The following is a 14,231-nucleotide window of genomic DNA, read 5'->3' as shown; positions in this document are numbered from 1 at the left end:
GGACGGGCCGCCGGGGTGCGTCGCCGACCTGACGATGGTCGCACGGGACGGCCCGTCTCGTCACCGTGTTATTCCGCGGTCACCGCGCCGGGCATCGAGGGCGCCGAAGCGTGCCCCGCGGTCACCGCCGCGGACCTCACAGCGGGCTTCGCGGCAGGCTTCGCGGCGGGTTTCCCGGCGGGCTTCCTGGTGGCCGTGTCCGGCTTCCAGTCCGGGTGCCCCGGCATCGGCGGGGTCTTCTCGCCGTAGAGCCAGCCCTTGAAGAAGGCGTTCAGGTCGCGTCCGGAGATGTCCGAGGCGAGGCGCTCGAAGTCGGCGGTGGTCGCCGTGCCGTCCCGGTGGTCCCGCACCCAGGACCGCTCCAGCCGGTCGAAGGCCTCACGTCCGATCTCCTGGCGCAGGGCGTAGAGGGCGAGGGCGGCGCCGTCGTACACGTTGGGCCGGAAGATGCTGATCTTCTGGCCGGCGGCGGGGGCCTTGGGGGCGGCCGGCGGGCCGCCGGACGCGCGCCAGCCGTCGGAGGCGCCGTACGCCGCCTTCATCCGCGTCTCCATCGGCTTGTTCGCCTTCTCCTGCGCGTACAGGGCCTCGTACCAGGTGGCGTGTCCCTCGTTGAGCCACAGGTCGGACCACGTGCGGGGGCTGACGCTGTCGCCGAACCACTGGTGCGAGAGCTCGTGCACCATGATCGACTCCACGTACCACTTCGGGTAGAGGGGCTCGGTGAACAGGTCCTTCTCGAAGAGGGAGAGGGTCTGCGTCTCGAGTTCGAAGCCGGTGGTGGCCTCGGCCATGAGCAAGCCGTAGGTCTCGAAGGGGTAGGACCCGACCTTGCTCTCCATCCAGGCGATCTGGTCGGGGGTCTTGGCCAGCCATGGTTCGAGCGTGTCGCGGTGCTTGGTGGGCACGACGTCCCGTACGGGCAGTCCGTGCGGTCCCTCGCGGTGCAGGACGCTGGAGCGGCCGATGGACACCTGGGCCAGCTCGGTGGCCATGGGGTGCTGAGTGCGGTACGTCCAGGTGGTCGCCGGGCCGACCCGGTCGACGCCGGTCGGGAGACCGTTGGCGACCGCGGTGTACTCGTTGGGCGCGGTGACCCGGATGGTGAACATCGCCTTGTCGGAGGGGTGGTCGTTGGAGGGGAACACCAGGTGGGCCACGTCGGCCTGGTTGGCCATGGCGAGGCCGTCCGCGGTCCGCACCCAGCCGCCGTCCCGGCCCTCGACGGTCCTGGGGTCGCTGGTGTGCCGCACGGTGATCCGCATCCAGCTGCCCTCGGGCAGCGGGATCGCGGGCGTGATCACCAGGTCGTCGCCGGCGGTGGTGAAGGAGGCGGGGAGGTCGTCGACGAGAACCGACTCGACCGTGCCGTGGGCGAAGTCGAGGTTGACGCTGTCCAGCGAGGCGGTGGTCCACGCGTCGATCGTGGTGACCGCCTGGAGGGGTTTGTCGTTGCTGCCGGGATAGGTGAAGGAGAGGTCGTACGACGCCACGTCGTAGCCGGGGTTGCCCAGGTACGGGAAGAGGCGGTCGCCGACGCCCAGCGGGGCGGGGGGTGCGCTCGCGGCGACGAGGCAGACGGAGACGGCGGAGGCGAGCAGGGCCGCCTTCAGACGTCGGCGGGCCTGGGTGCGCGGTCGGGGAGCCCGGATGCGAAGGGTGTGCGACATGCACCACGGCTACCAGCGCGCGCGTGCGCCACGGCGACGGCGCGCGTCGATCCCACCCGAACGGGTACTTCAGGAGGCGCCCGGGGCGCGCGGAGGCGCCCTCAGACCACCGGCGCCTGGTGCTGGGCGCGGCTCACGTCGAACACGCCGGGGACGTTGCGCATGGCGCGCATGAGGGCCGGCAGGTGGGCCGCGTCCGGGAGTTGCAGGGTGTACGTGTGGCGTACGCGCTGCTGGCTCGGGGGCTCGACGGTCGCGGAGACGATCTCGGCGCCTTCCATCGCGATGGCCTCGGTGAGGTCGGCCAGGAGGTGGGGGCGGCCGAACGATTCAGCGACCAGGGTGACCCGGCACTCGGTGGTGTCCCCCCAGCGCACGCCCACCTCCGCACGCCCCGTGCTCTTCATCCGCGCCACCCCGGCGCACTCCACCCGGTGCACGGTCACCGCTCCCCCGCGTACGGCGAAGCCGGTGACCTCGTCGGGTGGTACCGGCGTACAGCAGCCGGCGAGCCGGACGCTCGCCCCCGGCTGGTCGACGACGGCGGTCGCGGCGGGCCGGGACCCCTGGCCGCCGCCCGCGCCCACGCCGTCGGCAGGTCCGCCGGGAGCGCCCGGCGCCGTCCGCGCGCCGTCCGCGCCCGCTCCGGCCACCCGGGTGTCCCTGAACGCCGTGTACGCACCCCGCGCTCCGGCACGCGGGCCGCCGTCCGCTCTGCCCGTACCCTCATCGGCCGCCCCATCGACTTCCCGCGCGGCCTCGCCCTCGCCGTCCCCCTCGCCCTCGTTCTCGGCGCTCGCCGGATGGGTCGCGATCCAGCGCTGGATGGCGATCCGGGCACCGGGTGTGTGGGCGTGGTCCAGCCACTCCCTGGACGGCTCGGAGGCCGGGTCCTGGCCCATGAGGAGTTGGACGGTGTCACCGTCCTTCAGGACCGTGCTGAGCCTCGCCAGGCGGCCGTTGACGCGGGCTCCGATGCAGGCGTGCGCGTCCTCGCCGTACTGCGCGTAGGCGGCGTCGATGCAGCTGGCTCCCTCGGGCAGGCCGAGCGTGCCGCCGTCGGGCCGGAAGACGGTGATCTCACGGTCCTGGGCGAGGTCCTCCCGCAGGGTGGACCAGAAGGTGTCGGGGTCGGGTGCGGCCTCCTGCCAGTCGAGGAGGCGGGAGAGCCAGCCGGGCCGGGTGGGGTCGATCCGCTCGCCGTCGCCGACGGCCTGCTCCTCCGCCGGAGAGGCGTAGGGATTGCCGAGCGCGACGACACCGGCTTCGGCGACCTTGTGCATCTGGTGGGTGCGGATGAGGACTTCGGCGACCTGGCCGTCCCCGCGGGCGACCGCGGTGTGCAGCGACTGGTACAGGTTGAACTTGGGTACGGCGATGAAGTCCTTGAACTCCGAGACGACCGGCGTCAGACAGGTGTGCAGTTCACCGAGCACGGCGTAGCAGTCGGCGTCCTCGTTGACGAGGACCAGCAGTCGGCCGAAGTCGGCGCCGCGCAGCCTGCCGCGCTTGCGGGAGACGCGGTGCACGGAGACGAAGTGCCGGGGTCGGATGAGGACTTCGGCCTGGATGTCGGCCTCGCGCAGGACACCGCGTACCTCGTCGGCGATCTCGGCGAGCGGGTCGTCGGCGCGGGCCGCGTTGTCGATGATCAGTTCCCGGGTGTGCTGGTACTCCTCGGGATGGAGGATCGCGAAGACGAGGTCTTCCAGCTCGGTCTTGAGTGCCTGCACGCCGAGCCGTTCGGCGAGCGGGATGAGGACGTCCCGGGTGACCTTGGCGATGCGCGCCTGTTTCTCGGGGCGCATGACGCCGAGGGTGCGCATGTTGTGCAGCCGGTCCGCGAGCTTGATCGACATGACCCGGACGTCGCTGCCGGTGGCGACGAGCATCTTGCGGAAGGTCTCGGGCTCGGCGGCCGCGCCGTAGTCGACCTTCTCCAGTTTCGTGACGCCGTCGACGAGGTAGCGCACCTCCTCGCCGAACTCGTCACGCACCTGATCGAGCGTCACGTCGGTGTCCTCGACGGTGTCGTGCAGCAGCGAGGCCGTCAGCGTCGTGGTCTCGGCGCCGAGTTCGGCGAGGATGAGGGTGACGGCGAGCGGGTGCGTGATGTACGGCTCCCCGCTCTTGCGCATCTGGCCGCGGTGCGAGGACTCGGCCAGCACATAGGCGCGGCGCAGCGGTTCGAGGTCGGCGTCCGGATAGTGCGCGCGGTGGGCCTCGACGACGTGGCTGATCGCGTCGGGCAGTCGGTCGCGGGAGGCGGTGCCGAGCAGCGCGGCCCGGCCGAGGCGGCGCAGGTCGATCCGGGGGCGGGCCCTCCTGCGCGGCGCCGCGGGCGCCGTGGGAGCGGCGACTGTCGGCGTCACTGGGCCTGGGGTCACGGGATTCGTGGCCTCCGCACTCATGGGCACCTCCGGCTGCGTGGACCGGCGGACGGGGTGCCCCATGGCGGACACGGCTCAGGGGATGGCGAACGATCCCCCGTCCGAGCCGGTGCTTGATGCTACCGAGCCCATCACGTGCGACCGACCGTCTCTCGCCGAGCGTGAAACGGATCACCCATTCGAGCGATGACGGAGAGGTTTACGGTTTCAGGCCAAGGGAGTTGAGACCGGCCGTGGTTTCGTACGCACGTCTGTCGATCGGACGAACGCATCGCCCGCGCCGGTAGCCCGACGGCTGGGATGCCAAGCCCGTCGACGCCTCAGCGCACCGCGTTTTCCAGCCACTCCCGGTCGATCTCACCCTCGGCGAGGATGACCGCGGGACCGGTCATCTCGATGGCTCCGTCGGGCCGCTCGGTGATCACGAGCCGTCCGCCGGGCACATCGACGGTGTAAGTCGCCGGAATTCCGGTGACGGCCGGGTCGGCGCCGTCCCGGCGGGCGGTCGCCACGGCGACGGCGCACGCGCCCGTGCCGCAGGAGCGGGTCTCGCCGACGCCACGCTCGTGCACCCGCATCGCCACGTGCCGCGGGCCCCGGTCGGCGACGAACTCCACGTTCACCCCGTCCGGGTAGGCGGTGGCCGGGCGGAACGGCGGCGGGGTGAAGAGGTCACCGGCGTGCGCGAGGTCGTCGACGAAGGCGACCGCGTGCGGGTTGCCCATGTTCACGTTCCGCGCGGGCCAGCTGCGCTCGCCGACGGTCACCGTGACATCCCCTTCGGGGAGGACCGCCTTGCCCATGCCGACGGTGATCTCACCAGGGTCCGAGTCCCCGTTGGTCCCGCTCTTGGCGATGTGCACGGTCTTGACGCCGCCGCGGGTGGCGACGGCGAGGTCACCTTCGGTGACGAGGCCGGCGTGCTGGAGATAGCGTGCGAACACCCGTACGCCGTTGCCGCACATCTCGACGACCGAGCCGTCGCCGTTGCGGTAGTCCATGAACCACTCCGCCTCGGCCGCCATCGCCCGGGCCTCCGGGTGGGCGGCGGAACGCACCACGTGCAGCAGGCCGTCGCCACCGATGCCCGCGCGGCGGTCGCACAGGGCGGCGACGGCGGCCGGGGACAGGTCGAGGGCGTTCTCGGGGTCCGGGACGATCACGAAGTCGTTCTCCGTGCCGTGACCCTTGAGGAAGGCGATCCGCGTGCTCATCCCTCGATCGTACGGGGTGGGTACGACAACCCCGACGTGGACGGGTACGGCGAACCTGACGAGAACCGGTGCGGGGTCCCGGCGCGGACGAGCGCGAAGTGCACCGGCGCGAACGGGTGCGAGGTCCCGGCGCGGACGAGTGCGGCCGAGTGCGAAGAACCCCGAGGCGAACGGCTGCGAGGCCTCACATGGAGGGGCTGCTACGACCCCGACCTGGAGAGGCGCCGACAACCCGACGCGGACGCGAGGGTCAGCGCAGCCGGGCGACGCGCCAGACGGCGAGCACCCCGATCGCGGCGACCAGCACCACGTACATGAGGACCATCCGCCAGTCGGGCCGGCCTCCGGAACCCCGTGGCGGCAGTCCGGGCCAGGTGTAGCCGACCCGGCGCGCGGCCATCATGCCCCAGCCGGCGGCGCAGGAGCAGATCAGCAGGCCGAGCATGGCGATCACCGCGCCGCTGTCGCCGAAGTCGAAGGCGAGCGGGAAGGCGAACATCAGCGAGCCGACCGCCGCGAGGGCCACGATGGGCGCGAGCTGCCAGATACGCAGTCGACGCTGCGGTCGCAGCTCGACCTCGACCTCGGGTCCGCCCGCGAACATCTCCTCGGGCTCGGGGCCGTCCGCGGTCACGCCGCCTGGGATCTCGTCGGGTCCGTCGGGACTCAGTCGGTCACCGTCCTGCTCCGCTTCACCGCTGCCGGTGGTGACGGGCTCGGTGCCTTGTGCGGTGTCGCGAGGGCCGGCCTCCATCGCCACGCGCCCTCCCAACTCGGACTCACTCGGTCGATCGAAGCTCGATGATGGCATGGCGCAACAGGCCTGGATGACGGCCTGGGCGTCCCGATGCCATGACGTGATCAGGCTGTAACCGGTCGTTCGACCAACGCCAGCGCAAGGTGCGGAAGTTCCGTGAGGTCCGCCGCGGCCCCACTCAACCAGTGCACCCGCGGATCGCGCCTGAACCACGAATCCTGACGGCGCGCGAAGCGCTTGGTGGCACGGACGGTCTCCGCACGCGCCACGTCCTGCGTGCACTCCCCCGCGAGCGCCGTGAGCACCTGCTGGTAGCCGAGCGCGCGCGACGCCGTACGCCCCTCACGCAGTCCAACCGCCTCCAGCGCGCGGACCTCGTCGACGAGCCCCGCGTCCCACATCCGGTCGACCCGGCGCGCGATGCGCTCGTCGAGCTCGGGGCGGGCCACGTCGACACCGATCTGCACGGTGTCGTAGACGGAGTCGTGCCCGGGGAGGTTGGCGGTGAAGGGCCGGCCGGTGATCTCGATGACCTCCAGGGCCCGGACGATACGGCGGCCGTTGCCGGGCAGGATCGCCTGGGCGGCCTCGGGGTCGGCGGCGGCCAGACGCGCGTGCAGCGCGCCGGAGCCGCGCAAGGTGAGCTCCTCCTCCAGCCGGGCCCTGACCTCGGGGTCCGTGCCGGGGAACTCCAGGTTGTCGACGGCTCCCCGGACGTAGAGACCGGAGCCGCCGACCAGGATCGGCCAGCGCCCCTGGGCGAGCAGCGCGTCGATCCGTTCCCGGGCGAGCCGCTGGTACTCGGCGACCGAGGCGGTGACGGACACGTCCCAGACGTCGAGGAGGTGGTGCGGGACGCCGGCGCGTTCCTCGGGCGTCAGCTTGGCGGTGCCGATGTCCATCCCTCGGTAGAGCTGCATGGAGTCGGCGTTGACGACCTCGCCGCCGAGCCGCTGGGCCAGGAAAACGCCCAGATCGGACTTTCCGGCCGCGGTGGGTCCGACGACGGCGATGACTCGGGGGGCGAGGGGTGCGCTGCTCACCGCCCCAGTCTCGCAAACCTCCGGGACTGCTCTCGAACGAGTTAGGTGACGGCACCCGTTCGCCCTCGTTGCCCGTTGCGAGGTTCCGGCCGCCGATTTACCGATGGCGGCGACCCGGGCGACGCAATCGGACGCACCGGGTGACGCGGAATTTCGCCCGCACGAGTAACGTATGGAGTGGATATGGGTGTTTTTGCGCGACTTCTTGGGAAGTCGAAGGCCACGAAGGAGACCACCGGGCAGGCCACCGGAGAGGCGGGCCGCGCGTCGGCAGCCACCGAGGAGCAGGCCGACGCGGTGGCGGCTGTGTCCGAGGTGACGGTGGCGGAGAGCGCCGCGGTGGCGACGGGGTCGGAGCGGGACCGGGACGCGTCGGAAGTGACGAAGGAGGTCGTCGACGCGGTGGAGGCCGACGGGGGCGACGAGGTCGCCGCGGCCGACGGTGTCGAGATCCCGAAGCAGCAGTCCGCCGAGGAAGCGGCCGACAGTGAGGTCGGTGAGAGCGCCCGCAGGTAACTGTCCGGCGAGGGAAGGTGACCCATGGGTCTGATGGATAATTTCAAGGCCAAGCTCGCCCCGGCCAAGGACAAGGTCTCGGACCTCGCGCAGCAGCACGGGGACAAGATCCAGCATGGCCTGGACAAGGCCGCCAAGGCGGTCGACGAGAAGACCAAGGGCAAGTACAGCGACAAGATCCAGACGGGCACCGGCAAGGCCAAGGGCGCCATGGACCGCCTCGCGCACAAGGAGGGCCCGGAAGCGGGCGGTGGCACCTTCGGTCCGGAGGCGGGCGGCGGCAGCGTCGGCCCGGAGCGGGGCGGCGGCAGCGCCACCCCGCCGGGAACACCGCCACCGGCTCCCTGAACGGCACGGCACGACGACCGGCGGACGGCCGGGGCGCTCCGGCGCTCGCGGCCGCCCGCCGTCGGGCCACCAGCGTCAGTGTCAGTGACCGTCGGCCTCCACGACCGACACGGCCTCCACGACCGCCCCGGCAGCGGCGAACCCGCGTCCGTCCCCCGCGGCGCCTGCCCTTCGGCCCCTACGACCAGGCCGCGACCACGTACCCCACGCCGTACGGCGCGTCCTCGTACAGCAGGGTGCCGGTGAGACCCGCGTCCTCGGCCGCTCCGGCCAAAACCTGCCAGGTGGCCCGGCCGGATGCCTTGAGTTCGTACGCCAGCTCGACGTCCAGCGCCTTGAGGGCCGCGACGTCCGCCGCTCCCAGCGCTCGCGCGGCCTCGGCGTCGAACGGCTCGGCCCGCTCGTCGAGATAGCCCGGTGCCTTCAGCGTCCGGCAGGCGCTGGCGTCGCCCATCACCAGCAGCGCCACCCGCTCCGCTCCCGCGACGACATCACGCCCCGATTGGATACACCGCTCAGCCGCCAGCGGTTCCCCCACGCCGAGCCCCTCGACCGGCGCGGCCGACCACCCGGTCCGCTCCAGCAGCCACGCGGCCACCGAGAGGGAGGGCGGCAGGGCGCGCCCCGCGGGCGTTTCACCCTCCCGGCCGGAGGTCGCGCCGTCCCGGCCCGGCACCGCGAGGCCCGGTCCGGACGTCGTGTCGTCCCAGTCCCCCGCGACACCCTCGCGTTCTGGCGTCATGTCGGGCTCCGGGTCCGGCGTCACATCGAGCCGCACGCGGCCCAGCGTCACATCGAGATCGACGCCGAAACCGCGGAACGACCCCCGCGCGCCCTCCGGGTGCGGGCCGCGCCCGCCCTGCTCGGCGGGCCCGACGACCACGAGCCGGTCCGGGCGGGCGGCGGCGAGCACTCCCAGGGCGTCCACGCAGGCGGCACGGGCCGCGTCCAGTTCGGCCGCGGCGCCCGTGGCGACCTCGGGCACGAGCAAGGGCGGACAGGGACAGACGGCGGCGGCGACAAGCATGACCCGCAGGGTAGCCGAGCGTTCGCCGACGGCCGGGCCCAGCGGTCAGTCGCAGCCGCAGCCGCTGCCCGTGGCCACCGGCAGCGGGGCCGGCACGCCGATCCTGGGCAATCCGAGCATGACGCCGGCCGACTTGGCCGCCTTCTCGACGTTGCGCTTCTCCCAGGCGTCCCCCGCGCGCGTGGAGCGCACGTCGAGGACCGCGCCCTCGGCGAGGAGGTGGTGCGGGGCGGCGTACGTGATCTCGACGGTGACCACGTCACCGGGGCGTACGTCCTGCTCGGGCTTGGTGAAGTGGACCAGGCGGTTGTCGGCGGCGCGGCCGGACAGGCGGTGGGTGGCGCCGTCCTTGCGGCCCTCGCCCTCGGCGACCATCAGTTCCACGGTGCGGCCGACCTGCTTCTTGTTCTCGTCCCAGGAGATCTCCTCCTGGAGGGCGACCAGTCGCTCGTAGCGCGCCTGGACGACCTCCTTGGGGATCTGGTCGTCCATCGTCGCGGCCGGGGTGCCGGGACGCTTGGAGTACTGGAAGGTGAACGCCTGCGCGAACCGCGCCTCGCGCACCACGTGCATCGTCTGCTCGAAGTCCTCCTCGGTCTCGCCGGGGAAGCCCACGATGATGTCGGTGGTGATCGCGGCGTGCGGGATGGCCGCCCGCACCTTCTCGATGATCCCGAGGTAGCGCTCCTGACGGTAGGAGCGGCGCATCGCCTTGAGGATCGGGTCCGAACCGGACTGCAACGGCATGTGCAGCTGCGGCATCACGTTCGGCGTCTCGGCCATGGCGGCGATGACGTCGTCCGTGAAGTCGCGCGGGTGCGGGGAGGTGAAGCGGACCCGCTCCAGTCCCTCGATGGGCCCGCAGGCCCGCAACAGCTTGCTGAAGGCCTCGCGGTCGCCGATGTCGGAGCCGTACGCGTTGACGTTCTGGCCGAGCAGGGTGATCTCGGAGACGCCCTCGCCGACCAGCGCCTCGATCTCGGCGAGGATGTCGCCGGTGCGGCGGTCCTTCTCCTTGCCGCGCAGCGCCGGGACGATGCAGAAGGTGCACGTGTTGTTGCAGCCCACGGAGATCGACACCCAGGCCGCGTAGGCGCTCTCACGCCGGGTCGGCAGCGTGGAGGGGAACGCCTCCAGCGACTCGGCGATCTCGACCTGCGCCTCCTCCTGGACGCGGGCGCGCTCCAGCAGGACCGGCAGCTTGCCGATGTTGTGCGTACCGAAGACGACGTCCACCCAGGGCGCCTTCTTCACGATGGTGTCGCGGTCCTTCTGCGCGAGACAGCCGCCGACCGCGATCTGCATGCCGGGGCGCTTCGTCTTCATCGGCGCGAGACGGCCGAGGTTGCCGTAGAGCCGGTTGTCGGCGTTCTCCCGGACGGCGCACGTGTTGAAGACGACGACGTCCGCGTCCCCGTCCGCGTCGTCGGCGGCGCGCACGTAACCGGCGTCCTCCAGCAGCCCGGACAATCGCTCGGAGTCATGGACGTTCATCTGACACCCGTAGGTGCGGATCTCATAGGTCATCGAGGATCGAACGTCCACTGCCGGGCTCCGGTGGCTGCTGCTGGTCATGGCTCAAGGGTAGGCGGTCCCCGAAGGCCCCCGGCCCGTCGCGATCAGGCGCCCGGGCCCCGGGAGCCGACCATCAGCTGGAGCAGGTCCCTCAGGCCGCGCCGCTGCGACGGGTCCAGGGCGACCAGCGGATCGCTCGCGAAGCGCAGGCGGGTACGGAGGTCCCGCGCGGCCGCCCGGCCGGTTTCGGTGGCGGCGATGCGCTTGATCCGCCGGTCGGCGGGGTCGGGCACGCGTCCGACCAGACCGCGGCTCTGCAACCGGTCCACCATCCCGGTGAGGTTGGAGGGGTCCGCGCCCACGCGTTCGGCGATCCGCCGCATGGGCAGGGGCTCGTCCAGCGCGAGCAGCACCTTGACCTGCTGCGGCGTGATGCCGTGATGGGCCGCGGCGGTCTCGTACTCGCGGTTGTAGCGGTCGGTGATCTTCGCGAAGAGGGCGATCACCTCGGCGGTGAGCTGGTCGGGGGCGTCCATGGCGGAATTCTAGGTCAGCTGATCCGACACCACCATGGTTGACAATGATGGTGGTAGTCCATAACTATCTATCACCAGTACACGGCAGTTCCGGCCCGAAGGCCGCCAGGCCGCCAGGCCACAAAGCCACAAGCCGCCTCGGCAGTCTCCGAAGCCCAGCCACGGCAGAAGCCCAGCCACCGCAGAAAGGCAGCCAGCCATGTCCACCAACACCGTCCTGATCACCGGTACCTCCTCCGGGATCGGCCTCGAAGCCGCCGTCGCCGCCGCGCGCGCCGGATGGACCACGATCGCCACGCTGCGTGATCCGCAGCGGGCCGGCGCGCTGCGCGCCGCCGCGGACCGGGCCGGGGTCACGCTCGACATCCGTCAGCTCGACGTCACCGATCCGGCCTCGGTGACGGCCGCGGTCGAGGGCGTCGTCGCCGACCACGGCCGGCTCGACGCGCTGATCAACAACGCCGGCGCAGGTCACGTCGGCACGATCGAGAACGAGACGGTCGACGACGTGCGCCGGGTGATGGAGGTCAACTTCTTCGGCGTCGTGCAGACCACCAAGGCCGCGCTGCCCCACCTGCGCGCGGCCGGCGGCAGGCTGATCACCGTCACGTCGGTCGGCGGGGTCGTCGGCCAGCCGTTCAACGAGGCCTACTGCGCCGCAAAGTTCGCGGTCGAGGGCTTCATGGAGAGCCTCGCCCCGGTGGCGGGCAAGCTCGGCGTGACCGTCTCGGTCGTCGAACCCGGCGCGGTGGCCACCGAGTTCGTCAACAACATCGGCCTCGACCCGGAGGCTCTGTTCGCCGCCGCGGGCGACTACGCGGAGCCGCTCCAGAAGTACGTCGCCCGTACCCAGGGCCAGTTCGCCCATTCCGCCCAGACCCCGGAGCAGGCCGCCGTCACCGTGATCGAGGCGCTCACCGCCGAGCGGCCCGCGTTCCGGCTCCAGACCTCCGAGTGGGCGCGTGCCTTCACCGCCACCAAGCTCGCGGACAACGACGGCTCGGCCGTCGTGACGCTGACCGGCGGCTACCTGGGCTGACCGGCTGACAGCGTCCCGCCGGCTCAGGCCAGCCACATCCCGATCGTGTCATCGCCCCCGCAGAGCGCGCGCGGTTTCCCCGGTGCGCTCGCGGAGCAGGACGCGGAGTGTGTTGGCGTGCTCGTAGCCGACTTTGCGGGCGATGAGCTCCAGCGGGAGACGGGTGGTGCGCAGCAGATGTGAGGCGCGCTCGACCCGAAGGTCCCGGACGAAGCCGACGGGGGACGTACCGAGCGTGCGGCGCACGGCGCGCTGGAGCGTGCGCTCGCTCACGCCGATGGCTCGCGCGCCCTGGGCGATCGAGATCGGCTCGTCCAGGTGGACCCGGGCCCAGCGCTCGAACTCCGCCAGGACCGGATCGCTCTGCGCAAGGGCCGCGGAGATGGTGTACGCCGCCTGGGACGGGCGCTCGTCAATGACCAGATAGCGGGCGACCAGATCCGCCACGGCCGGACTGCTCATCCGCACGATCGCGAGGGCGAGGTCGACGTGGCCGAAGGCCGCACCGGCCGTGGTCACGCCCTCCGACGTGGTGACCATGCGGCTCTCGTCCACGACGACCGCCGGGTAGCGCTTGCGGAAGTACGGCGCGAGCCACCAACTCGTCGTGGCGCGGCGCCCGTCGAGGACTCCCGACTCGGCCAGCAGGAACGTGCCCGTGCAGGCGGACGCGACGGGCGTGCCGCGTTCGCGGGTCGCGGCCACCATCCGTCGTACGGACGACGAGTCGGGGCCCGAGACATGCGCGATCAGCGCGTCGGGCCGCCGTTCGGCGAGCGCGGGCACCAGCAGCAGATCCGCGTCCACCACCGTGCCGACAGGGCGCGTCTCGACGACATGTCCCGCGCCCGTACGGATCCGGCGGCGGAAGCCGACCGTCGAGACGTTCCAGGCGGGCGGCGGCTCGGGGATCTCGTGCCGCATGCCGTTCGCCCCTTCGAGTACATCGAGCAGGGAAGCGAGGCCGGAGTCGAAGACCCCGTCGTAGGCCAGCACAGCTACGTCCATGTCGGAAACGATATCGGACGCGTCGTTTCCGACACTGGGAGCGGCCTGTGGGAGCGACCTAGATTCCTCGGTGTCCACAGGAGACCAACCACAGGAGCGCACCATGACGACACTCGGACTGCTGGCACGGATCGAGGCCAAGCCTGAGTACGCCGACAAGGTCGGGGCACTGCTGAGCGACGCGTCGCAGCTCGCGCGGCAGGAGGAACACACCGTCACCTGGTTCGCGTTCCGGCAGGGCCCCACCACCTTCGGCGTCTTCGACACCTTCGAGGACGAGCAGGGCCGTCAGGGACATCTCCAGGGCGCGATCGCCGCCGCGTTGATGGACGCCGCCCAGACCATGCTGAGCGAGGCGCCGGACATCCGGCCCGTCGATGTCCTGGCGGTCAAGCTCCCCTGATCCCGGCGGCCGCACGGCCCTGACCCCGGTGGCGCCGGGCGGCGGCGCGGCATCCACGCCGCCGCCCGGCCCCCCGCCCCTCGACGCCGGCCCCCGAGAAGGACCGGCAAAGGACAGAAGGACAGGACAGAACGATGACGCAGTCCGCCACCCCACATCGCACCACCACCGGCGACGCATCCGCCGGGACGGAGCTCCCGGCCGGGACCCGCTCACGCACCCACACCTGGCGGCCCCCACAGGGCTACGCGGTCGCCGGTGACCGTACGGGGCTTCAGCTGATCCGTATGAGCCTGGACGGTCTGCTGCCCGAGGCCCCGATCTGCGGAACCCTCGGCTTCCGGCTGGTGGAGGCCGAGGAGGGACGGGCCGTCTTCGAGGGCGAGCCCGGGGAGCACCTGTTCAACCCCATGGGCACGGTCCACGGTGGCTATATGGCCACCCTGCTCGACTCCGCGCTCGGTACCGCCGTACTCACCGCCCTGCCGGCCCGGCGCGCGTACACCACCGTCCAGCTCGGCGTGAACATGGTCAGGCCGGTGTTCGCCACGACCCCGACGCTGCGCTGCGAGGGCAGCGCCATCCACGTCGGCCGCACCACGGCGACCGCCGAAGCCCGGCTCGTCGGAGCCGACGACGGCAGGCTGTACGCGCACGGAACGGCCACCTGCGCCGTGTTCGCGCTGCCCGAAACCGGCTGAACGGCCGGCCGACGCCCCGCCTCACGGGCAGCCGGGCAGCCGGAGAGCCGGACAGCCACACACT

The 14,231-nt window shown here is 71.9% G+C and carries 14 protein-coding genes; 5 read left to right on the top strand and 9 right to left on the bottom strand.

Going from position 1 to position 14,231, the window contains the following annotated elements; translation table 11 throughout:
- Nucleotides 1–68 precede the first annotated feature (68 nt).
- The 5 genes from ACWCQK_RS27120 to miaA form a co-directional block, all read right to left on the bottom strand.
- Entirely contained in the window at nt 69–1,670 is a 1,602-nt protein-coding gene (locus ACWCQK_RS27120) for a M1 family metallopeptidase (RefSeq protein ID WP_451159188.1), read from the bottom strand.
- A gap of 101 nt (nt 1,671–1,771) precedes the next feature.
- The gene (locus ACWCQK_RS27115; RefSeq protein WP_451159186.1) at nt 1,772–4,081 is read right to left on the bottom strand and encodes a RelA/SpoT family protein; all 2,310 of its coding nucleotides are present in this window, start codon (nt 4,079–4,081) and stop codon (nt 1,772–1,774) included.
- A 299-nt stretch (nt 4,082–4,380) separates the two neighbouring features.
- Nucleotides 4,381–5,274, bottom strand: coding sequence for a diaminopimelate epimerase (gene dapF / locus ACWCQK_RS27110; protein ID WP_451159184.1), 894 nt, complete (start codon nt 5,272–5,274; stop codon nt 4,381–4,383).
- Nucleotides 5,275–5,524: 250 nt separating this feature from the next.
- Nucleotides 5,525–6,028 (bottom strand): hypothetical protein, encoded by a 504-nt coding sequence (locus tag ACWCQK_RS27105; protein ID WP_451159322.1) that lies wholly within the window; start codon nt 6,026–6,028, stop codon nt 5,525–5,527.
- 107 nt (nt 6,029–6,135) lie between these two features.
- Complete coding sequence (gene miaA / locus ACWCQK_RS27100; RefSeq protein ID WP_451159182.1) at nt 6,136–7,074, bottom strand: tRNA (adenosine(37)-N6)-dimethylallyltransferase MiaA; 939 nt, start codon at nt 7,072–7,074, stop codon at nt 6,136–6,138.
- A gap of 183 nt (nt 7,075–7,257) precedes the next feature.
- On the opposite strand from miaA, the gene ACWCQK_RS27095 reads away from it, so the two are divergent.
- Both ACWCQK_RS27095 and ACWCQK_RS27090 read left to right on the top strand, forming a co-directional pair.
- Complete coding sequence (locus tag ACWCQK_RS27095) at nt 7,258–7,590, top strand: hypothetical protein (protein ID WP_451159180.1); 333 nt, start codon at nt 7,258–7,260, stop codon at nt 7,588–7,590.
- A gap of 24 nt (nt 7,591–7,614) precedes the next feature.
- Entirely contained in the window at nt 7,615–7,938 is a 324-nt protein-coding gene (locus ACWCQK_RS27090; RefSeq protein ID WP_451159178.1) for an antitoxin, read from the top strand.
- A 178-nt stretch (nt 7,939–8,116) separates the two neighbouring features.
- Here ACWCQK_RS27090 and ACWCQK_RS27085 read toward each other — a convergent pair whose 3' ends face one another.
- Genes ACWCQK_RS27085 through ACWCQK_RS27075 form a run of 3 tightly spaced genes read right to left on the bottom strand, consistent with a single transcriptional unit; the run spans nt 8,117 to nt 11,016 of the window.
- Entirely contained in the window at nt 8,117–8,965 is an 849-nt protein-coding gene (locus tag ACWCQK_RS27085; RefSeq protein WP_451159176.1) for a class III extradiol dioxygenase subunit B-like domain-containing protein, read from the bottom strand.
- 45 nt (nt 8,966–9,010) lie between these two features.
- A complete protein-coding gene (gene miaB / locus ACWCQK_RS27080) occupies nt 9,011–10,540 on the bottom strand; it encodes a tRNA (N6-isopentenyl adenosine(37)-C2)-methylthiotransferase MiaB (RefSeq protein ID WP_451159174.1) in 1,530 nt (509 codons plus the stop codon).
- A gap of 44 nt (nt 10,541–10,584) precedes the next feature.
- A complete protein-coding gene (locus ACWCQK_RS27075; protein ID WP_451159172.1) occupies nt 10,585–11,016 on the bottom strand; it encodes a MarR family winged helix-turn-helix transcriptional regulator in 432 nt (143 codons plus the stop codon).
- Between the two features lie 199 nt (nt 11,017–11,215).
- Between ACWCQK_RS27075 and ACWCQK_RS27070 the strand changes: the two genes are divergently transcribed.
- Nucleotides 11,216–12,055, top strand: coding sequence for an SDR family oxidoreductase (locus tag ACWCQK_RS27070; protein WP_451159170.1), 840 nt, complete (start codon nt 11,216–11,218; stop codon nt 12,053–12,055).
- Nucleotides 12,056–12,103: 48 nt separating this feature from the next.
- Here the strand turns inward: ACWCQK_RS27070 and ACWCQK_RS27065 are convergent, their stop codons facing one another.
- Nucleotides 12,104–13,063 (bottom strand): GlxA family transcriptional regulator, encoded by a 960-nt coding sequence (locus ACWCQK_RS27065; RefSeq protein ID WP_451159168.1) that lies wholly within the window; start codon nt 13,061–13,063, stop codon nt 12,104–12,106.
- A gap of 103 nt (nt 13,064–13,166) precedes the next feature.
- Here ACWCQK_RS27065 and ACWCQK_RS27060 point away from each other — a divergent pair, with 103 nt between their 5' ends.
- Nucleotides 13,167–13,466 carry a putative quinol monooxygenase gene (locus ACWCQK_RS27060; RefSeq protein WP_451159166.1) on the top strand — a complete coding sequence of 100 codons (300 nt, stop codon included), beginning with the start codon at nt 13,167–13,169 and terminating at the stop codon, nt 13,464–13,466.
- A 134-nt stretch (nt 13,467–13,600) separates the two neighbouring features.
- Nucleotides 13,601–14,167 carry a PaaI family thioesterase gene (locus ACWCQK_RS27055; RefSeq protein ID WP_451159164.1) on the top strand — a complete coding sequence of 189 codons (567 nt, stop codon included), beginning with the start codon at nt 13,601–13,603 and terminating at the stop codon, nt 14,165–14,167.
- The last annotated feature ends 64 nt before the right edge of the window (nt 14,168–14,231 follow it).

The sequence above is a fragment of the Streptomyces sp. NPDC002306 genome (assembly GCF_053593435.1).
This window is presented reverse-complemented; position numbering and strand designations above follow the sequence as displayed.